The 21,527-nt window shown below is 55.8% G+C and carries 16 protein-coding genes and 1 riboswitch; of the genes, 3 read left to right on the forward strand and 13 right to left on the reverse strand.

Annotation, left to right across the window (positions count from 1 at the left end; translation table 11 throughout):
- Positions 1-38: 38 nt before the first annotated feature.
- The 6 genes from apaH to lptD are packed head-to-tail and all read right to left on the reverse strand — an operon-like array spanning position 39 to position 6,850.
- Entirely contained in the window at positions 39-896 is an 858-nt protein-coding gene (apaH, locus tag QLG08_RS08380; protein ID WP_022622264.1) for a bis(5'-nucleosyl)-tetraphosphatase (symmetrical) ApaH, read from the reverse strand.
- 54 nt (positions 897-950) lie between these two features.
- Entirely contained in the window at positions 951-1,328 is a 378-nt protein-coding gene (apaG, locus tag QLG08_RS08385) for a Co2+/Mg2+ efflux protein ApaG (RefSeq protein WP_013024576.1), read from the reverse strand.
- 3 nt (positions 1,329-1,331) lie between these two features.
- A complete protein-coding gene (gene rsmA, locus QLG08_RS08390; RefSeq protein WP_022622263.1) occupies positions 1,332-2,153 on the reverse strand; it encodes a 16S rRNA (adenine(1518)-N(6)/adenine(1519)-N(6))-dimethyltransferase RsmA in 822 nt (273 codons plus the stop codon).
- A complete protein-coding gene (gene pdxA, locus QLG08_RS08395) occupies positions 2,146-3,138 on the reverse strand; it encodes a 4-hydroxythreonine-4-phosphate dehydrogenase PdxA (protein ID WP_013024578.1) in 993 nt (330 codons plus the stop codon). Before pdxA ends, rsmA begins: the two co-directional genes overlap by 8 nt.
- Entirely contained in the window at positions 3,128-4,423 is a 1,296-nt protein-coding gene (surA, locus tag QLG08_RS08400; RefSeq protein WP_013024579.1) for a peptidylprolyl isomerase SurA, read from the reverse strand. Before surA ends, pdxA begins: the two co-directional genes overlap by 11 nt.
- 54 nt (positions 4,424-4,477) lie before the next feature.
- Entirely contained in the window at positions 4,478-6,850 is a 2,373-nt protein-coding gene (gene lptD / locus QLG08_RS08405) for an LPS assembly protein LptD (RefSeq protein WP_022622261.1), read from the reverse strand.
- A 182-nt stretch (positions 6,851-7,032) separates the two neighbouring features.
- Between lptD and djlA the strand changes: the two genes are divergently transcribed.
- Complete coding sequence (djlA, locus tag QLG08_RS08410; RefSeq protein ID WP_013024581.1) at positions 7,033-7,848, forward strand: co-chaperone DjlA; 816 nt, start codon at positions 7,033-7,035, stop codon at positions 7,846-7,848.
- A gap of 57 nt (positions 7,849-7,905) precedes the next feature.
- Here the strand turns inward: djlA and rluA are convergent, their stop codons facing one another.
- The 3 genes from rluA to polB all read right to left on the reverse strand — a co-directional run bounded on the left by rluA (position 7,906) and on the right by polB (position 14,019).
- Positions 7,906-8,559: a bifunctional tRNA pseudouridine(32) synthase/23S rRNA pseudouridine(746) synthase RluA gene (rluA, locus tag QLG08_RS08415; protein ID WP_015700973.1), complete on the reverse strand. Its 654-nt coding sequence runs from the start codon at positions 8,557-8,559 to the stop codon at positions 7,906-7,908.
- A gap of 37 nt (positions 8,560-8,596) precedes the next feature.
- Complete coding sequence (gene rapA, locus QLG08_RS08420; protein ID WP_029568461.1) at positions 8,597-11,503, reverse strand: RNA polymerase-associated protein RapA; 2,907 nt, start codon at positions 11,501-11,503, stop codon at positions 8,597-8,599.
- A gap of 155 nt (positions 11,504-11,658) precedes the next feature.
- Complete coding sequence (polB, locus tag QLG08_RS08425; protein ID WP_282472885.1) at positions 11,659-14,019, reverse strand: DNA polymerase II; 2,361 nt, start codon at positions 14,017-14,019, stop codon at positions 11,659-11,661.
- Positions 14,020-14,186: 167 nt separating this feature from the next.
- On the opposite strand from polB, the gene QLG08_RS08430 reads away from it, so the two are divergent.
- Positions 14,187-14,951 carry a DedA family protein gene (locus QLG08_RS08430; protein WP_013024585.1) on the forward strand — a complete coding sequence of 255 codons (765 nt, stop codon included), beginning with the start codon at positions 14,187-14,189 and terminating at the stop codon, positions 14,949-14,951.
- On the opposite strand, the gene thiQ is transcribed toward QLG08_RS08430, so the two are convergent.
- The 4 genes from thiQ to sgrR all read right to left on the reverse strand — a co-directional run bounded on the left by thiQ (position 14,948) and on the right by sgrR (position 20,050).
- A complete protein-coding gene (gene thiQ / locus QLG08_RS08435; protein WP_013024586.1) occupies positions 14,948-15,649 on the reverse strand; it encodes a thiamine ABC transporter ATP-binding protein ThiQ in 702 nt (233 codons plus the stop codon). The genes QLG08_RS08430 and thiQ overlap by 4 nt on opposite strands.
- The gene (gene thiP / locus QLG08_RS08440; protein WP_014592897.1) at positions 15,633-17,243 is read right to left on the reverse strand and encodes a thiamine/thiamine pyrophosphate ABC transporter permease ThiP; all 1,611 of its coding nucleotides are present in this window, start codon (positions 17,241-17,243) and stop codon (positions 15,633-15,635) included. The genes thiQ and thiP overlap by 17 nt, the downstream gene beginning before the upstream one ends.
- Positions 17,219-18,205, reverse strand: a complete 987-nt coding sequence (gene thiB / locus QLG08_RS08445) for a thiamine ABC transporter substrate binding subunit (protein ID WP_013024588.1) — start codon at positions 18,203-18,205, stop codon at positions 17,219-17,221. The genes thiP and thiB overlap by 25 nt, the downstream gene beginning before the upstream one ends.
- A gap of 43 nt (positions 18,206-18,248) precedes the next feature.
- A riboswitch (TPP riboswitch) is annotated at positions 18,249-18,353 on the reverse strand.
- 35 nt (positions 18,354-18,388) lie between these two features.
- A complete protein-coding gene (gene sgrR / locus QLG08_RS08450; protein WP_238493227.1) occupies positions 18,389-20,050 on the reverse strand; it encodes an HTH-type transcriptional regulator SgrR in 1,662 nt (553 codons plus the stop codon).
- A gap of 255 nt (positions 20,051-20,305) precedes the next feature.
- Here sgrR and QLG08_RS08455 point away from each other — a divergent pair, with 255 nt between their 5' ends.
- Entirely contained in the window at positions 20,306-21,484 is a 1,179-nt protein-coding gene (locus QLG08_RS08455; protein ID WP_013024590.1) for an MFS transporter, read from the forward strand.
- The last annotated feature ends 43 nt before the right edge of the window (positions 21,485-21,527 follow it).

The following is a 21,527-nucleotide window of genomic DNA, read 5'->3' on the forward strand; positions in this document are numbered from 1 at the left end:
CGCCTTGTTGTGACAAGGCGTTTTTTTATGGCTGCGCGTTAGCGGGTTGAGGATGGTGGAGTAAGATCGTCCGGTACGGACAACTGACGGTTCGATGGCTGAACATAGTAGCGTTGGGTTTCCCAGTGCAGGAGCGTCAGGTTCCCGCCCCAGCAGCAGCCGGTATCCAGACCGATAATGCCCTCTGGCGTGCCTTTCCCTTCCAGCGACGCCCAGTGACCGAAAACAATGGTGTGATCGCGTGCGACCGGGCCTTCAATCATGAACCAGGGTTTTAACGGCGGCGGGGCGGATTCCGGCGCATCCTTACAGATCATGTCTAGCTGACCGTTAGGAAAGCAGAAACGCATACGGGTTAGTGCGTTGGTCGAGAAGCGCAGGCGGGCCAGGCCGGTCAGGGATTCATTCCAGTTATTCGGCATGTCGCCGTACATCGCGTCAAGAAACAGTGGGTAACTGTCGCTAGACAGCACGGCTTCCACTTCGCGTGCGCACTGTTGTGCTGTATCCAGATCCCACTGAGGCGTAATGCCGGCATGGCCCATCACCAGCTTTTTCTCTTCATCGACCTGCAGCAACGGCTGGCGACGCAGCCAGTTAATCAGGTCATCGGCATCTTCCGCTTCCAGCAGCGGTGTCAGGCGATCTTTGGGTTTATTACGACTGATTCCGGCATAAACGGCCAGCAAATGCAGATCGTGATTACCCAGCACCAGACGGACGCTGTCACCCAATGACTTTACGTAGCGCAGAACCTCCAGCGAGCCGGGCCCCCGCGCCACCAGGTCACCCGTCAGCCATAAGGTATCCTGACTGGGATCGTAATTAACCTGGTTCAGCAGAGCACGTAATTCATCATAACAACCGTGAACGTCGCCAATCAGGTAAGTATTCATAGAGGATTATCCAACTCAGACAGTCGCCCGCCAGGCGGGCGAAGGGCGCCAGTATCAATGGATGTGGGTTTGAATCGCGAGGCGGAATACCGGGATCTCGACGTGGAATTCATCGCCTTGCTCATCGACCATCACATAGTGACCTTGCATGGTGCCCATCGGGGTTTCAAGAACAGCACCGCTGGTGTATTGATATTCGTTTCCCGGTGCAATATGCGGCTGTTCGCCTATGACGCCTTCACCCTGAACTTCCGTCTCACGGCCGTTGCCGTTAGTGATGAGCCAGTAGCGTCGGAGCAGTTGCACTGAGGACCGGCCTACGTTGCGAATCGTGACGGTATAAGCAAAGACATAGCGCTCATCTTCCGGTGAGGACTGTGAGGCGACATACAGACTTTGTACGTGCAGCGATACGCGGGCCGGTTCACTCATGGGTTACTCCTGGGGTTGATCCAGATGATCTGCCAGCCAGTTTGCTAACTGGCAATACTGCGCGACCGAAACATTTTCGGCACGCAGGCTGGTGTCGATTTCCAGCTCATCCAGTGCGCCAGCAACGACCATATGGCTCAGGCTGTTACGCAGCGTTTTGCGGCGTTGACCGAATGCTTCAGTGGTAATGCGGCTCAGAATACGCACGTCTTTGACCGGATGAGGCGGTTTCATGTAAGGGACTAACCGCACAACCGCCGAGTCCACCTTCGGGGGCGGGGTAAAAGAGTGCGGCGGCACTTCCAGCACCGGAATCACCTGACAATAGTACTGAGCCATTACGCTCAGACGACCATAGGCTTTGCTGCCGGGACCCGCAACCAGACGATTAACCACCTCTTTCTGCAGCATGAAGTGCATATCTTTAATCGAACCAGTATAGCTGAACAGATGGAACATCAGCGGGGTCGAAATATTATATGGCAGGTTACCGAAGACCCGCAGCGGCTGGCCTTTCTCTTTGGCCAGCGCAGCGAAGTCAAACGTCATGGCGTCCTGCTGGAAAATCGTCAGCTTGGGCCCTAAAAACGGATGAGTTTGCAGGCGTGCAGCCAGATCGCGATCTAACTCCACCACGGTTAAACTGTCCAGGCGTTCGCCCACGGGTTCAGTAAGTGCACCCAAACCCGGACCGATTTCCACTATTGCCTGATCGCGCTGTGGATGGATGGCGGAGACGATGCTGTCGATAATATATTGATCGTTCAGGAAGTTTTGCCCGAAACGTTTACGGGCGTAGTGCCCCTGATGGACGCGATTATTCATTACTGCTCTTGATCATAGTGATGGCGAGGTTAAGCGCCGTGATAAAGCTGCCCGCGTCAGCCTGACCCAACCCGGCTAATTCAAGCGCGGTGCCGTGGTCGACTGAGGTACGGATAAACGGCAGGCCGAGGGTAATATTAACCGCCCGACCAAATCCCTGAAATTTAAGCACCGGTAACCCCTGATCGTGATACATCGCCAGCACCGCATCGGCATGTTGCAGATATTTGGGCTGGAACAGTGTATCCGCAGGCAGCGGACCGGTGAGTTGAATGCCTTGCTCGCGCAGCGCATTGAGTGCCGGGATGATCGTGTCTATCTCTTCCCGCCCCATGTGACCGCCTTCTCCGGCATGGGGATTCAGTCCGCAGACAAAAATATGCGGCTGAGCAATGGCAAACTTATGCTTGAGATCCTGATGCAGAATGGTGATGACTTCATGCAGACAATCGCGGGTGACGGCACCAGCAACATCTTTTAACGGCAGATGCGTAGTGGCAAGCGCGACACGCAGTTGCTCGGTGGCCAGCATCATCACCACGCGCTGCGCGCCCGCGCGCTCGGCAAAAAATTCGGTATGCCCGGTAAACGGAATGCCCGCGTCGTTAATCACGCCCTTGTGAACGGGGCCAGTAATTAAGGCAGAAAACTCCCCGGATAAACATCCGTCGCAGGCGCGTGCCAGGGTTTCCAGCACATAGTGGCTGTTGGCGACGCATAGCGTGCCGGGCGTGACCGGCTGCGGTATTTCAACGGGGAGAACGGTGAGCGTGCCAGCCTGTTGCGGTTCGGGTTCGCCTGCGGCGTCGTAAACGCGCAGCGTCAACGGCAAACCCAGCTGAGCGGCACGTTGCAGCAACAGCTGGGGAGAAGCACACACAACCAGTTCAACAGGCCAGGCTCGCTGAGCCAGTTGAACGGCAAGATCGGGACCAATCCCGGCGGGTTCGCCGGGCGTGATCACCACACGAAAATCACTGCGCATTGTTATCCAGGATTTTCACGTAAGCGCCGGCGCGCTGTTCCTGCATCCAGGTTTGCGCTTCTTCCGCAAACTTACGATTAAACAGCATACGGTAAGCGCGCTCTTTCTGGGCTGCATCGGTTTTATCCACCTGACGCGTATCCAGCAGCTGAATCAGATGCCAGCCAAAAGAGGAGTGGACCGGCTGACTGGTTTCGCCTTTTTTCAGACGCAGCAGCGCATCGCGGAATGCCGGGTCAAACACTTCTGGTGAGGTCCAGCCCAGATCGCCGCCCTGATTAGCCGAACCCGGATCGTCGGAGAACTGTTTGGCGGCCGCGGCAAAGGTCGTCTTGCCACTGCGAATGTCGGCAGCAATCTGTTCCAGCTTAGCGCGAGCCTGATCGTCAGTCATGATCGGAGACGGCTTCAGCAGAATGTGGCGCGCATGCACTTCGGTAACAGAGACGTTTTTGCTCTCGCCGCGCAGATCGTTCACCTTCAGGATATGGAAACCCACACCTGAACGGATAGGGCCAACAATGTCGCCCTTCTTCGCTGTGGTCAGCGCCTGAGCAAACAGGGTAGGCAGCTCTTCGATTTTTGCCCAGCCCATGTTGCCGCCCTTCAGCGCCTGAGAATCGGCGGAGTAGGTCACGGCCAGCTTGCCAAAGTCTGCGCCACCTTTCAGTTCCGTTATCAGCTGTTTTGCCAGCTTCTCCTGATCGTCAACCTGCTGCTGCGTAGGGTTTTCCGGCAGAGGCAGCAGGATATGACTGATATTCATTTCAGTGCCCTGCGTATTCTGAGCGCCAACCTGCTGCGCCAGCGTATCGACTTCCTGCGGCAGGATAGTGACACGACGGCGGACTTCATTATTACGCACTTCAGAGATCAGCATCTCTTTACGGATCTGAGCACGATAGGTGTTGTAGTTCATCCCGTCGTAAGCCAGGCGGCTTCTCAGCTGATCAACGCTCATGCGGTTTTGCGCGGCGATATTCTGAATAGCCTGATCCAGTTGCTGATCGGTAATCTGTAAACCGGCTTTATCACCTAACTGCAGGATGATCGCGTCCATGATCTCACGTTCGAGGATCTGATGGCGCAACGTCTTATCATCAGGCAACTGTTGACCTGCCTGCTTCGCCTGAGATTTAACGGTGCTCATCATGCTGTCCACGTCACTCTCGAGGACCACGCCGTTATTCACTACAGCTGCAACTTTATCAACCACTTGTGGTGCTGCGAACGCGGTGTTGGCACTGAGCGCCACACCAAGAATCAGCATTCTCCAGTTCTTCATACTTTATCCATTATTGGTTCCGCACTGCGGGATTGCCTGTCAAACATCACAACATCAGAATGCACGCTGATAAGGGATGATACCCTGACTCAGCATCTGGCCGGTTCCCAGGCCATAATTTGAGCTCAGGCCACGTAACTCAATGTTGAATGAGATTTGGTTGTCATACTTACTGTCGTTGTTTTCCCAACCGTTGATTTTGCGCTCATATCCCAGACGAATTGCGTAGCAACAAGAGCTGTACTGCAGGCCAACCAACTGTGATGCAGGACGATTATTACGCGTATCATAGTAATACGCGCCAACCACCGACCAGGCATCATGAATCGGCCAGCTCGCCGTCGTACCGACCTGTGAAATCCCGTTTTTATAAATCGGGTTATTCACCAGTGAACTGTCGTTCAGCGCAGAAGCAACATACTCCGGGCTACTGTAACGGTAGCTCAACTGCACCATACGGTCAGCATCACGGCGGTATTCCAGCACGGTATTTCCCTGTGCCACGTTATTCAGGCGGGTATCGTACTGCAGCCCGCCGCGCACGCCCCAACGGTCACTTATCTTCCAGTAGCTGTCACCCGCCCACAGAAGACTACCGGTATCGTCTTCTTTATTGACCTGGTTAACACCCGTACGAGAAGGCGTGAACGAATAGATTTGACCTACAGAAACGTTAAAACGTTCAACCAAATCGGTATCATAAATTCGCGTAGTGACACCGGTGGCAACCTGGTTGGCCGAAGCGATGCGATCCAGGCCGCTGTATGAACGATCGCGGAACAGGCCGGTATAGTCGGTTTGCAGCAGAGTGGAGTCGTAAGGGTAGATATCACTCTGGTTACGATACGGGATATACAGGTACTGAACCCGGGGTTCCAGCGTCTGCGTGTAGCCCTGCGCCCAGTCCATATCGCGGTCAAACACCATACGACCGTCAACTTTAAACTGTGGCAAAGTCCGGTTAACAGAGTCTTTCAGCACGCCACTGCTTGTACTGGTTGGCGCAAAATTCGTGTTGTAGTAATCAACATCTTTCTGCTGATAGTGCGTCGCCAGAAACTTCGCTTCGGTATCCAGACTGGCCCAACCGTTGGACAACGGCAGATTAATCGTGGGCTCAACATGTAAACGCGTGGTTTCAGGATAGTTGCTGTTGACGTTGGTAAACTTGACGGCCTGCGCATAGATGCGGGTGTCGAACGGACCCACATCGTTCTGGTACCAGTTCAGATCCAGTTGCGGGAAGGCGCGATAGACGTTGCTGTTGCTCGTGTTGCCAAAAATCTGGAAATCTTTGGTCGACAGCGTTGCGTCCCAGTTGGTATCCGCATAGCCCACGCTGAATTTTTGCGAGGCGTAACCATCTGTCGAACTATAGTAAGGCGAGGTCAGATCGTTAAAATAATACTGATCGCTGACTTTGGTGTAGTCAGCACTGAAACGCCAGTGTTGGTCGTAAACACCAGAGTGACGCCAGTAAAATAACCAACGGTCCGAACTGTCATTTTGGGCAATGCCGCGTGCAGCTTTGTCGTTGTCATACTGTTTATCTGAGGCCAGATAGTCAAACTCAACGATGCCTGCGCCAGCCTGTGTCAGATAACGGAACTCATTCTGTAATTGCAGCCCGCGATTACTCATGTAATGCGGCGTAATGGTCGCATCGGCCTGCGGCGCGATGTTCCAGTAGTAGGGCAGAATGAACTCAAAACCGTTGCTGCTGCCGTATTTAGCATTGGGGATCAGAAAACCGGAACGGCGACGATCGCCCAATGGCAATTGCAGATAGGGGCTGTAAAACACCGGAACGGAACCCAGTTTAAAGCGCGCATTCCAGATTTCAGCCACTTCTTCCTGACGATCCTGAATGATCTCAGAACCCGCGACGCTCCAGCTGTTGCTGCCGGGCAGACAGGAAGTGAAGGTGCCGTTTTCCATGATGGTGTAACGGTTTTCACCGCGCAGCTTCATCTGATCGCCCGTTCCACGGCCCTGACGGCCTACCATCTGATAATCGCCGTTCCAGACGTTGGTATCTTTGGTATTCAGATTTGACCAGGCTTTCGGACCTTTCAGGATGACCTGATTATCATCGTAGTGCACATTACCTAGCGCATCGACGGTACGAACGGGAACGGTCTGACCTTCAGGCTGGCGTTGGTGAAGCTGTACTTCATCTGCCAGCATGCGGCTGTTACCCTGCTGCACATCCACATCGCCTGTGAAGACCGCATCGTCAGGATAGTTGCCTTTCAGGGAATCCGAGTGAATAGTAACGGGCAGCTGATTAGGATCGCCGTTAACCAGGGGGCGATTGTAGCTCGGCACGCCTAACATACACTGCGACATTAAATCATCGGCGAAGGCTTGCTGGCTAATGGCTGCGCCGATCATGGTGGCCAGCAGAGTAGGTATATGTTTTTTCATACGCGGTATCGAGAATTCCATGAAAACTGGCATCATGCCGACAATCGGGTCAGAGACTAACGCACTGCCTGGCGTTGCGCCAGTGTTAATCCTTTTCTGTCCGCGCTGCCGTTAGGCGCTGAGATAAATGACAGGTATGATAATGCAATTTTCAGCCGTAAGCATGGCGAATTGAGGAGTTTATGCGCTACTGGGGAAAAGTAATAGGTTTAGTGCTTGGATTGCTGTCCGGCGCAGGCTTTTGGGGAATTGTTATTGGTCTGATCATTGGGCATGGATTTGACAAGGTTCGCGGCGCGCAGAGCAAAGCTTACTTCTCAAATAATCAGACCCGGCAGTCACTCTTTTTCAGCACGACTTTTCAGGTCATGGGGCACTTAACCAAGTCGAAAGGGCGCGTAACCGAAGCGGATATTCAGATTGCATCGCTGTTTATGGATCGCATGCAGCTGCATGGCGATGCCCGAATGGCTGCACAGCGCGCCTTTCGCGAAGGCAAGCAGGGGGAATATCCGCTCCGTACCAAACTGCGTGAATTGCGCAGTGCCTGCTTCGGACGTTTTGATCTGATTAGGATGTTTCTGGAAATTCAGATCCAGGCCGCGTTTGCCGATGGGTCGCTGCATCCCAATGAACGTCAGGTGCTGTATGTGATTGGTGAAGAACTGGGGATTTCTCAGAGTCAGTTCGACCAGTTTCTGCGCATGATGGAGGGGGGACAGCAGTTCGGCGGCGGTCGCAGCTATTCACAGCAGGGCGGTTTTCAGCAGGCGCAGCGAGGCCCGACGTTATCCGATGCCTGTAACGTTTTGGGTGTGAAAACCACCGACGATGCCACCACCATCAAACGCGCCTATCGCAAACTGATGAGTGAACATCACCCGGATAAGCTGGTGGCGAAAGGTCTGCCGCCCGAAATGATGGAGATGGCGAAACAGAAAGCGCAGGACATTCAGTCGGCTTACGATCTGATTCGCAAAGAAAAAGGCTTTAAATAAGTGAGATGCGCGCCCGGCTGATGGCGAGGGCGCGCGAAGCATTAGCATCATGGCAGATTAAAAATCGGCAGGCTGCCTGAAGGTCATGGCATTACCAAACGCCGGGTGCGTGATGGTCAGCGATTCGGCGTGCAGCAGAAGACGATCTGACATGGCTTTTGCTTCCGGATGTGCGTAAAAACCGTCACCCAGAATCGGATGGCCCAGCGCCAACATATGTACGCGCAGCTGATGCGAGCGCCCGGTAATCGGTTTGAGCGCGACGCGCGCGCTGTTATCGTCACCGTATTCCACAACCTGATAGTCGGTTTGCGCCGACTTGCCGGTGTCGAAACACACTTTCTGCTTCGGGCGATTAGGCCAGTCGCAAATCAGCGGTAAATCCACCATGCCCTTCTCCTGCGCCGGATGGCCCCAAACCCGGGCCACATAGGTCTTTGCAGGCTCGCGTTCACGAAACTGGCGTTTAAGCTCGCGCTCTGCGGCCTTTGTCAGGGCGACCACAATCACGCCGCTGGTCGCCATGTCCAGCCGATGCACAGATTCCGCCTCAGGATAATCGCGTTGGATCCGCGTCATCACGCTGTCTTTGTGCTCGTCAAGCCGACCGGGTACCGAAAGCAGGCCGCTGGGCTTATTCACCACCATGATATGGGCATCCTGATACAGAATGTGCAGCCAGGGCTCAAGCGGCGGATTGTAGGGTTCCATACTCTATTCCAAAAAAGAGGGCCTTGCGGCCCTGAACTTATTGATGCGTAACCACAATCAGACGCAGTGCATCCAGTCGCCAGTTCGCTTCATCCAGACTCTCCAGTACCTGCTGGCGATTCGTTTCCAGCGCCTCGACCTCATCGTCACGGATGTTGGGGTTAACGGCTCTCAGTGCTTCCAGACGTGATAACTCGGCCCCCAGCTTTTCGCTCGCCTCGCGCCGTGCCGCGTCAATAACGGCACGTGCTTCACTGACGACTTCTTTTTCAGCCAGCGTCAGGATCGCGTGAACGTCCTGCTGTACGGCATTCACCAGCTTGCTGCCGGTGTGGCGGTTAACGGCATTCAACTGGCGGTTGAAGCTTTCGAATTCCACTTTACCGGCCAGGTTCGTCCCGTTGCGATCCAGCAGCAGGCGCACCGGCGTAGGGGGCAGGAAGCGGGTTAGCTGCAGATGTTTCGGTGCCTGGGATTCCACCACGTAGATCATCTCGACCAGCAGTGTCCCCACAGGCAATGCCTTGTTCTTTAACAGCGACAGCGCACAACTGCCGGTGTCACCTGACAGAATCAGATCCAGGCCATTACGGATTAACGGATGTTCCCAGGTAATAAACTGCGTATCTTCACGCGACAGGGCCTGGTCGCGATTGAAGGTGATCGTACAGCCGTCTTCCGGCAGGCCCGGAAAGTCCGGAACCAGCATATGATCTGAAGGTGTCAGCACGATCAGGTTATCACTGCGGTCTTCCTGATTAATGCCGACGATATCAAACAGGTTAAGAGCAAAGTTAACCAGTTCGGTATCATTATCCTGTTCGGCAATGGTATTGGCCAGCGCCTGGGCGGCTTCACCACCGTTAGAGTTTAGCTCCAGCAGGCGGTCGCGGCCCTGTTCGAGTTGGGATTTCAGCGCATCATGCTGCTTACGGCATTCGCTAATGAAATCATCAAACCCGTCGCTGTTTTCCGGTGCGGCCAGGTAGTTAATCAGCTCTGCGTTGACGCTGTCGTAGATGGCTCTGCCGGTCGGGCAGGTGTGCTCGAACGCGTCCAGCCCTTCGTGATACCAGCGCAGCAGCACGGCCTGGGCCGTTTTCTCCAGCCAGGGGACCAGAATCTGAATATCGTGCGCCTGGCCAATACGATCCAGTCGGCCAATACGCTGTTCCAGCAGGTCCGGGTTAAACGGCAGATCGAACATCACCAGACGGCTGGCGAACTGGAAGTTACGGCCTTCGGAACCAATTTCGGAACACAGCAGAACTTGTGCGCCGTTCTCTTCAGAAGCGAACCAGGCGGCAGCCCGATCGCGTTCAATGATCGACAGCCCTTCATGGAACACGGCGGCGCGAATCCCTTCACGTTCACGCAGCACCTGCTCCAGTTGAAGTGCTGTAGCGGCCTGAGCACAGATCACCAGCACTTTTTCTTTACGGTTGCTGGTCAGGTAACCCATGAGCCATTCAACGCGCGGATCGAAGTTCCACCAGGTGCCGGTATCGCCTTCGAACTCCTGATAAATCTGTTCCGGATAGAGCAGATCGCGCGCGCGCGCTTCTGCGCTTTTACGTGTGCCCATAATACCGGACACCTTAATGGCCGTTTGATACTGAGCCGGCAGGGGCAGACGAATAGCGTGTAACTCACGTTTCGGGAAGCCTTTCACCCCGTTGCGGGTATTACGGAACAGCACGCGGCTGGTACCGTGGCGATCCATCAGCATGGAAATGAGTTCGCTGCGCGCGTCCTGTTTGCCTTCACGATCGCTGTTTGCCACCTGCAGCAGCGGTTCAATATCCTGCTCGCCGACCAGCTCATTGATCATATTCATCTCGTTTTGTGAGATGGCATGATCGGCCAGCAGCGATGTCACCGCATCGGCAATCGGGCGGAAGTGCTGCTGCTCTTCAACAAAGGCGGCAAAATCATGAAAACGGTCGGGGTCAAGCAAGCGCAGGCGCGCAAAATGACTCTCCATGCCCAGCTGTTCTGGCGTCGCGGTCAGTAACAGGACGCCCGGCGTTTTTTCAGCCAGTTTTTCGATCACCTGATACTCGCGGCTTGGTTCGCCTTCGGACCAGGCCAAATGGTGCGCTTCATCCACCACCATTAAATCCCAGTCTGCGTCCGCCAGCTTATCCAGACGCTGTTTGTTGCGACGCACAAAGTCCAGCGAGCAGATAATCAACTGTTCGGTGTCAAAGGCATTGTCGCTGTCGTGCTGCGCTTCAGCGTAACGATCGTCGTCAAACAGGGCGAAGCGCAGGTTGAAGCGGCGCAGCATTTCTACCAGCCACTGATGTTGCAGGGTTTCTGGCACGACGATAAGTACGCGTTCAGCACGGCCTGCCAACAGCTGCTGCTGGATGATCATGCCGGCTTCGATGGTTTTCCCCAGGCCGACCTCATCCGCGAGCAGGACGCGCGGCGCATGGCGGCGGCCTACGTCGTGGGCGATATGCAGCTGGTGGGGGATCAGATTGGTACGCATGCCGCGCAGGCCGCTGACGGGCAGGCGATACTGCTCACTTTGATATTTACGTGCGCGAAAACGCAGGGCGAAGCGATCCATACGGTCGAGCTGGCCTGCAAACAGCCTGTCCTGAGGTTTGCTGAACACCAGTTTGCTGTCGAGCATCACTTCACGCAGCATGACGTGGGTTTCTTCGGTATCAAGGCGCGTGCCGATATAGGTTATCAGGTCATTGTCATTGCGTACTTCATCGACCTGCATCTGCCAGCCTTCGTGGCTGGTAACGGTATCACCCGGATTAAAAATCACGCGGGTGACCGGCGAGTCGCTGCGAGCGTAGAGGCGATTTTCCCCTGTGGCTGGGAACAGCAGGGTGATCATGCGCGTATCAATCGCCACCACGGTGCCTAATCCCAGTTCACTTTCTGTATCACTAATCCAACGCTGACCTAATGTAAAAACCATATAATTTTTGCTCGAATTTTTAACGTTTTTGAAGGTGTTCCCCATTCTCAGGCAATAGCATTTCATCCAGGCAAAAGGGCCTGGTGCGTCATGTCAGAGCAGTGAGTTTTGAGGAAGGGCGTTATGGTACTGGATGGCAGGGCATTCGTCACCTGTCAAAAAAGGCCTAACTGCCCGGTAATGAGTGTAGCAAAGTCGCCATCGACAAAAGGCAGAATGCCTTCGGCTACGGGCTGCAGCTGTTTAGTCACGTAGTGATCGTAGTCCAGCGGCGTGGTTCGGGCCTCTACCGGCTCGGGGCCGCCGGTGGCAATCACATAACGAATGCGGCCCCCGGTCTGATATTGCAACGGCCGGCCCAGCTTACGATTCTGCTCATCAGCCAGACGGGCGGCGCGAACGTGCGGCGGCACATTACGTTCATACTCGTTCAGTGGGCGGCGCAGGCGCTTTTTATAAATCAGCCTGTCGTCCAGCTCACCTGCCAACAGCTGGGCCACCGTGTTACGAACATAGTCTTCCCACGGCTGGCGATGAAATATGCGGCTGTAAAGCTCCTGCTGAAACTGCTGCGCCAGCGGCGTCCAGTCGGTACGTACCGATTCCAGTCCTTTGAACACCATACGCTCACTTTCGCCTTCCCGAATTAAGCCCGCATAGCGTTTTTTACTGCCCTGTTCAGCACCGCGAATCGTCGGCATCAGGAATCGGCAAAAGTGATTTTCATACTCCAGCTCCAGGGCGCTGGTCAGGCCGTATTGCTGCTGCAGATGTTCACGCCACCAACCGTTGACCTTCCCGGCCAGTGCCCGGCCAATTGCCTCTGCCTCGTCTTCATCCCGGGCGGATTTCAGCCAGACAAAGGTCGAATCGGTGTCGCCATAAATCACATCGTAGCCTTCGGCTTCAATGAGTTCACGGGTTTGCTGCATGATGGCATGACCGCGCAGCGTGATAGACGAGGCCAGGCGAGGGTCAAAAAAGCGGCAGGCGCTGGTGCCGAGCACGCCGTAAAACGCATTCATGATGATTTTCAGGGCCTGCGACAGGGGTTTATTGCCCTGTGTTTTTGCGGTTTCGCGCCCCTGCCAAATCTGCTCTACGATGGCGGGCAGGCAATGCGTCTCACGTGAGAAGCGCGCCTCGCGAAAACCGGGTACCGAGTCCGCATCCGTTGGGTGCGCCAGACCTTCGATGAGCCCGACGGGATCGATCAGAAAAGTGCGGATAATCGAGGGATACAGGCTCTTATAATCCAGCACTAACACGGAATCATACAGGCCGGGCCGGGAATCCATCACGTAGCCGCCGGGGCTGGCTTCCGGCGCCACATCGCCCAGATTCGGGGCGACAAAACCGGCCCGGTGCATGCGGGGGATGTACAGATGACCGAATGCCGCGACGGAGCCGCCGTGGCGATCGACTGCCAGCCCGTTAACGGCTGCGCGCTCCAGTAAAAACGGCATGATTTCGGTTTTATGAAAGATGCGCGTGACCAGCTCGCAGTCCTTCAGGTTGTAGCGCGCCAGCGCCGGTTTATCGTTGGCAAAACGCCAGTTGATCTCTTCCATGCGCTGCCATGGGTTATCAATGGCTTTGCCTTCACCGAGCAGCTGTTGCGAAACAGATTCCAGACTAAAAGAGGGAAAATCCCAGAAGGCGGATTTCAGGGCATCAATGCCGTCAATAATCAGGCGACCTGTCGCCTGGGCAAAAAACACGCCGGGTTTAAACCCATGCTCGCGACACTCCAGCGTGGCCTGCTGGCGGCCAAGGCGTAACGGAATGCCGTAGCGATCGGCGTGTTTCTGCAGCACGCGCAGGTCAAACTGCACCACGTTCCAGCCGATAATCACATCCGGATCGTTATCGGCAAACCAGCGATTCAGCGCCTCCAGCAACTGCGGGCGGCTCTCAAGATAGATAAGTTCGAAATCCAGTTCGCTGGCGTCGCCGTTAGGCGGTCCCAGCATGAAAACCTGGCGCTGCCCGCAGCCTTCCAGACCAATGCAGTAAAGCTCGCCATGCTGGGTCGTTTCAATATCCAGCGAGACCCACTTCAGCGGGGGTCGGTAATCGGGATGGGGTTTCAGACGGGCGTTAACCCATGTGTCGCCCTGAATGTCACCATCAAACCACACGGGCGCGGTAATAAACCGTTCCATCAGGTAGCGTTCGGGTGGACGAATGTCGGATTCATACAGGGGGATACCGCTTTCGCGCAGTTTCTTTTCAACCCACTGCAACTGGCGATGCTGCCGGCAGTACAGGCCAAATACTGGACGGCGGCGAAAATCTTTTAATTGCAGAGGCTGCATCCGCAGCTGGCGCTCGCCCTGCAACAGCGTGTCGACCTGCGCCTGATATTCACAGGGAATAAACGTCACGGATTCCTGCAAAGGCAGCACAACGCGCTGAGCACCCTCGTCGGTGGCCAGCCACAGCGTAATTTCGGTGCCTTGCGGCGTGTCGCGCCAGTGACGGCTGAGCAGAAACCCTGCGCGGGGCTTATTCACGTATTCTCCAGGCAGATAGCGAGTCGGACATCTCATTGACCAGTATAACATGGATATTTATACAGTGTATGCCGGTGCGTTTTGTCAATATTGGCCTACAATTCTTGCCTTGACGCTGTGATGTCTGCTCTGGACAATCCAGCCTTCTGCTTTTTCTGAGGATTGATATGGAAGCCTGGGTTGAACACCTGATTACACAGTCGCTGGAGTGGGCGCTGTTTGCCGTCGCGCTGGTGACGTTTCTGGAGTCATTGGCGTTCGTGGGGCTGTTACTCCCTGGCACCGTCATGATGGCGAGCCTGGGTGCGCTGGTGGGCAGTGGACAGATCGGCTTATATCCCGCCTGGGCCGCGGGCTTCATTGGCTGCCTGCTGGGCGACTGGGTTTCCTATGGCATTGGCTGGAAGTTTCAGGGGCCGCTCCATCGCTGGAAATACCTGCAAAAGTACAAAGGGCTGCTGGATAAGACCGAACACGCGCTGTATCAGCACAGCATGTTTACCATTCTGGTCGGGCGCTTTGTCGGGCCAACCCGACCGCTGATCCCGCTGGTGGCGGGCATGCTGGAATTGCCGGTACGCAAATTTCTGCCCCCCAATCTGATCGGCTGTATTTTATGGCCACCGCTCTATTTATTGCCGGGTATTCTGGCAGGCGTCGCGATTGATGTCCCGAAAGAAGCCCAAGGCGGCCATTTCATCTGGCTGTTATTAGGCGTTGCTATCCTGGTATGGCTGGGATGCTGGCTGTGCTGGCGCTGGTGGCGCAGTGGAAAAACGCGCGACTGGGCGACGGCGTATTTGCCACCCGAACGTTTGCGCTGGCTGGCGCCGCTAAGTTTTGTGGTGGCCGTTGCGGCGTTCGTCGGCATCCAGTTTCATCCGATGATGCCGATTTTCCGCCACCTGTTGTGGCAGGTCTTTATCGGTTAACGGCGCGGGATGCCGAGCACATCGGCTTCCCGTATGTTCCCTGACAACAGTGCGTCCGTCGATCCCTGCCAGTAAACGCGTCCATCCACAACCACCACGCTACGTGGCGCTATCTGCTGTGCGTCTTCAAGACTGTGCGACACCATCAGCAACGTAATCGCACGGGTTTCGCAGACGGTGCGCACCAGATTAAGCATCTCGCCGCGCAGGGCTGGATCGAGCGCCGAAAAAGGTTCATCCAGCAGCAGCACGGGGCGATCGCGCAGTAAACAGCGTGCCAGGGCAACGCGCTGGCGTTGTCCTCCCGAGAGCTGGCCCGGCAGGCGTGACAGCATCTCACTGAGTCCGACCTGCTGCGCAATGGTCGTCACCTGCTGGCGCTGATCTGAGGTCAGCTTCAGACCGGGATGTAAGCCCAGCCCCAGGTTCTGTTCTACGCTCAGGTGCGGAAACAGGTTATTTTCCTGAAACAGCATTGATACCGGGCGCTGGGCGGGCACGCTATTCGTATGGTCAACACCGTTAATCGTCAGGCTGCCCTGGCTGACGGGCAGAAAACCGGCAATCAGGTTTAATAACGTACTTTTACCTGCCCCGCTTGGGCCGAGAATCGCCAGTCGTTCGCCGCGCCCGGCGTGAAGGGAAAAACGCATCGGCAAATGCTGATACAGGTAAGTCAGATTATTCAGTGTCAGCATGGCGGCCCGGTAATTTTTCCATCAAGGTGAACAGAGACAGGCAGAGTAGCAGCAATAACAGTGCAGTAACGGCACCATCGGCACCGCGATAGGCGCCTATCTGCTGATAAAGGTAGAACGGCAGCGTGCGGAAATCGCCATTACCAAACAGCGCCACGACGCCAAAATCACCAATCGACAGCACGCAGGCAAACGCCAGCGCCTGCGCCAGCGGACGTTTCAACGCCCGGAGTTCAATCAGCCACAGGCGGTTCCAGCCGCTAATGCCCAGTGCCCCGCACAGGTGGGCGTAACGTTCAGCGATATCCCGCATCGGGTTTTCCAGCACTTTCAACGCGTAGGGAATCGCGATTAACGCATTGGCAAAGATCACCACGCCATCCGCGGAGTCCGGCAAGCCGGTCGTGGCGTTCAGTAGCAGGAAAAAGCCGGTTGCCAGCACGATACCGGGCATTGCCAAAATCAGCATGCCGCTGGTGTCCATGATCTGTGCGGCGAGTGTATGCCGCCGCAGGCGCAGCTCCCGGCTGCTCCACAACAGCATGGTGGTCAGGACCAGACACAGCACGCCGGCGCCGAGCGCGATACGTAACGAGGTCAACGTTGCCTGCCATAACGCCGGTTGCTGTAACGCGCCCCGAAGCCCGCCATCCAGACCATTTACGATCACCGCCAGCAGCGGTGGGAGTAGCAGCAGCAGGGCGAAAAAGATGATGGCGGCGTCGCTGACGCGGGCCAGCGTGGAATCCTGAGGATCGCGCCAGCCGTTCAGTTGCGGACTACCCGCCGGAATGGCGTTGCTGAAGCGCTGGCTGAGGAGCACCAGCACCAGGCAGCAGCTGAGCTGAATCAGCGCCAGGAGCGCCGCGCGGCCCGGATCGTAGTCATAGCTTAACGCCTGGAAGATGGCCAGTTCGATGGTGGTCGCCTGCGGCCCGCCACCCAGCGATAGCACGGTGGCAAAACTGGCAAAACAGAGCATAAAGATTAATGCCCCGGTGGGCAGGAGCTGGCGGCGCAGCCAGGGCCATTCAAGCAGCCGGAAATGATGCCAGCCACGTATGTTCAGTTGGGCAGCAAGCTGACGCTGTTCGGCAGGAATGCTTTCCAGCGCCTGCAGCATCAGGCGCGTGGCCAGCGGCAGGTTGAAAAACACATGGGCCAGTAAAATTCCCTGAAGCCCGTAAGGCGAGAAGTGATAGTCCACGCCAAGCCAGGCGCAAAGCTGTGCCAGCCAGCCCACCCGACCATAGACGGTGAGCAGGCCGAATACGGCCACCAGCACGGGCAGAACCAGCGTCATGGCGCACAGGCGCAGCAACACCTGACGTCCGGGAAAGCGCCGCCGATAAAGGGCTCGGGACAGTGGAATGGCCGGCAGCAAGGAGAGCAGGGCGGAAAGCAGCGCCTGCTTAAACGAAAAGCCAATAACATGATGCAGGTACGTATCCTGCAGGACAGACCGCCAGTTGGTCGCTGGCGCCGCCATCCACAGTGCTGTGAAGGCCAGCAGCGCCACGCTGCAGAGCAGCAGCGTGGCGAGCGAACCCGGAATCAGCCAGAAAGGGATTAACGGCTGACGGCGCGTTGCCATTGGCTAACCCATTGCGAACGGTGGCTGGCAACCTCTTCCGGTGAAAACTGCAATGTTGTCTTCGGCACGCTGAGCGAGGCAAACCCGGCGGGCAGGTCAGTTTTGATCACCGGATACATCCAGTTCCCGGTAGGGATGGTGTTCTGAAAGGCTGGCGTAACCATGAATTGCATAAACTGTTCTGCCAGTTTGGGCTGCTTGCTGTTCGCCAGTCGGGCGGCCACCTCAACCTGCAGATAGTTGCCTTCGGCGAAGGATGCCGCAGCATAGTTATCTTTTTTCTCTTCAATGATGTGATAAGCCGGTGACGTGGTATAGCTCAGCACCAGATCGCTCTCGCCTTTAAGAAACAGGCCGTAGGCTTCACTCCAGCCTTTGGTGACCGTGACGGTTTTCTTCGCCAGCTTTTGCCAGGCCTCAGGCGCGTTGTCCCCGTAAACCTTTTGCATCCACAGCAGCAGGCCAAGGCCTGGCGTGCTGGTGCGAGGATCTTCATAAATCACGCGCCATTTCTCTGGGCTTTCGACCAGTTCTTTCAGGCTTGTAGGGGGATTTTTTAGCGTGTTTTTGTTGTACACGAATGCGAAATAACCGTAATCGAACGGCACAAAGGTGGTGTCCTTCCAGCCGCCGGGCACCTGCAGCTCACGGGTATCCACGTCGCTTTTGGCAAACAGGCCGGTTTGCTGCGCGGCCTGCAGAAGGTTGTTATCCAGGCCTAGTACCACATCGGCCTTTGTGTTCTTGCCTTCCATACGTACACGGTTCAGCAGCGAAACACCGTCTTCCAGCGCGACAAATTTCAGCTCGCAACCGCACTGGGCTTCAAAGGCTTTTTTGACGGCCGGACCCGGCCCCCAGTCAGCGGAAAAGGCGTCGTAGGTGTAAACCGTCAGGACAGGTTTGGCCGCAAAGACCGGGGCAGAAAGTAACAGCAGCACGGGCAGGACGTTTTTTAACACTTTGCGCTCCTAGGGCGGCAGGGTTGAGTCGCAAAGGATCTGAGCAAAACAACCTCTCAAATCCCTACGTCGGTATTAACCGATTCAGGTTCGACGGGTATTTCTCAGCGCCCTGACACTGTGGAAAGGGGCACCCCGTTGAGAACGCCACATTCTAGTCATTAAATGCGCAAGGGGAAAGGCTCACAGCGTAGGCGGGGCAAACCAGGCGGATTTAAAATCAAACCAGCCCAATGTATTCATCCGCACGCCGCGCATACTGCGCTGGCCCTCCAGCAGCAGCCAGTGATGAAACAGCGGATGAAGCCAGCTATTTTCCACCAGATATTTACCCCATTCAGCGAGGGAGAGCGTTTTTTCACGCCAGCGCGTGGCATCCTGCTGCCAGTTAACAGGCAGACAGTGCTGCATCAACGGCGTTTCGTATAACAGGGCAAACAGGGAATATTCGAGGGGCAGGGTAAAATTGACGCTGCCCAGCCAGATATCACTCTCGCCTTCGCCCTGATGCCAGCTTTCGTAACTGATTTCCCGGGTGTTCAACGTAACGCCCTGTTCTGCCAGCAACGGACGTAAGGCATCCGTAATACTGACATGCTCAATATGCTGGTTATACCAGGTTAACGTCAGGCTCGTGAGGCCCGCCGGTTTGTCCACTGGGGTCAGATCGCGGCGATGGTGCCAGCGGGGTAGCAGGCCGTAAGCCGGGAACCAGTAGCGCTGATAACCCCTGCCCGCATTATTGAGGAGTGCTATCGGGTTAAGCAGGTCGCTGAGCCAGCGTCGAATGTCTCGATCGGCCATTTTTTCTGAACGCTGATCGAACAGTAAATAGTAGCAACCTTCTTCAAGCCGGCTCTCTTCCTGTTTCTCATCGGCTTTTTCGCCCTGCAGGCGAACCCCTGCATAAACCAGCTCGTCACTGATCTCTGGCAGTACCCACACCGACACATCATCGATCAGCGCGCGATAGCCAAAGTAGTCGTCAAACGCTTCTATCTTCAACTGGCTGTGCTGATTACGGACGACCCGATAAGGACCTGTTCCCACAGGTTGACGGGCAAAATCGCGAATTTCAGGCCATTCCCGTGGCAGAATCATGGCGCTGACGCTGCCCAGCAGCCAGGGCAGCCAGCTGTCGGGCTGATCCAGATAGATATCCAGGGTCCAGGGGGCCGGTGAGTCGAGCCGTTGGATATGAGAAAACAGGGGATACTGACGCAGGCGTTCCAGGCTTGCGATCACATCGGCCATGTCCAGCTCCCGGCCATGATGAAAACGAATGGCAGGACGTAAATAAAAGCGCCAGTGGAGATCGGATGTTTGCTGCCAGTGATGGGCGATATCGGCCTCGATTTCCCCCTTTTCCTCATTTATGCGCGTCAGGCCGCTAAAGATCTGGCGGGCAATATGGGTTTCCGAACGGCGCAGGGGCGAACCGGGTAACAGATTCAGCAGAGGGCGATAATAGAGGACGCGCAAAATATGTTTGCCCTGGCGGAAGCTCCGCCCCAGGTGGGCGCTGATCATCTGTCTGACCTGATCTTTATCCCCCACCAGCTGGACTAACTGATCGATACGATCCTGCTCCAGAAGATCTTCGGCACGCTGCTGCTGGAGCGCCAGCCCGGTGTAGCAGAAGGTCATCAGGGAACGTTTGCCCCGTCCGGCTTCGGCCTGCCAGGTGAGCCAGCCAGCCGCTTGCATTCTGTTGAGCAGGTTTCGCATATGGCGACGCGAACAGTGCAGCAAATCAGCCAGTTCGCCCAGGGTTGTTTCCTGTGGTTGTCCCTGGCAATTTTGCCACAGACGAATGAACTGCTGCTTCAGACGTGATGACGACATAAAAGAGGAACTCCCTGATAAAGGTGCTCTGTTTTTCTTACCCCATTTTAGAGGCAATCTTTCCTGTATTGGAAGAGCGGGAGGCATTCAGTAATGAATGGCGCTCTGACATGGACTGGCAGCGATGTCTGTCCCTTCTGAGTAGTGTGTTACGATTTCGCCAGCAGGGTTATTCTGCTGGTTTTTTTTACGTTGCAGGTTTGGGTCGGGGTTCCATTGTTCCCGTTTCTCCCGTTGTTCTGTCAGGGATAAGGCATGAAATCTTTGTTATCGTTCTCGCGCCGTTTCAATCCGGTCTTTTTGGCTTTTATGGTGACAGCCTTTATCCTCGGCGTGGCCGGTGCGCTGCAGGCGCCGACGCTGAGCCTGTTTTTATCGCGAGAAGTACAGGTGCCACCGCTGTGGGTCGGGCTGTTTTTTACCATCAATGCCATCGCCGGCATTGTGGTCAGCATGATGATCGCAAAGCGCTCCGACAGCGTTGGCGATCGGCGGAATATCATCTTAGTGTGCTGTATCCTTGCCCTGGCAAACGCCATACTGTTCGCGTTTACCCGCCATTACCTGACGCTGATAACGCTGGGCGTGCTGTTATCGTCGCTGGCGAACGTCGCCATGCCGCAGCTCTTTGCGCTGGCGCGAGAATATGCCGACAGTTCCTCGCGCGAAGTGGTGATGTTCAGTTCCATTATGCGCGCTCAGGTGTCGCTGGCGTGGGTGATTGGGCCACCGCTGTCGTTTGCGCTGGCGCTGAATTTTGGTTTCGTTACGCTGTTCAGCGTGGCGGCCGGCTTGTTTTTTCTCTGTTTCCTGCTGATCTGGTTTACCGTGCCCTCGGTGCCGCGTGCGGCTTCCCTGATGCAGTCGGGCGGGATCCCCCTGAGCGGCTGGCGGATTCGTGACGTGCGCATTTTGTTTGCCGCATCAACGCTGATGTGGACCTGTAACACCATGTACATTATCGATATGCCGCTGTGGATCAGCAACGATCTGGGCCTGCCCGAAAAGCTTGCCGGTCTCTTAATGGGCACGGCCGCCGGGTTAGAAATCCCGGTCATGATCCTGGCCGGTTTCTATGCCAAACGTTGGGGTAAGCGAAAGATGATGGTGGGCGCGGTGGCCTCCGCCGTTGTGTTTTACAGCGGCCTGATTCTGTTTCACAGCCACCTGGCGCTGCTGGTCCTGCAGGTGTTCAACGCCCTGTTTATCGGCGTTGTCGCGGGCATTGGAATGTTGTGGTTTCAGGATCTGATGCCGGGGCGGGCAGGCGCAGCCACAACCCTGTTTACCAACAGCATTTCGACCGGCATTATTTTGGCGGGGTTATTTCAGGGCATACTGGTTGAACATTTTGGTCACGGCAGCGTGTACTGGGTGATTGCCGCGATTGCTTTACTGACGCTGGGAATGATACGCAACGTTAAAGACGTTTAATAAGCACATACCCCCGGCATAACAGTGCCGGGGGAACGGTGCT

The organism is Pantoea sp. V106_11, from assembly GCF_029967885.1.
GTDB lineage: Bacteria > Pseudomonadota > Gammaproteobacteria > Enterobacterales > Enterobacteriaceae > Pantoea > Pantoea ananatis.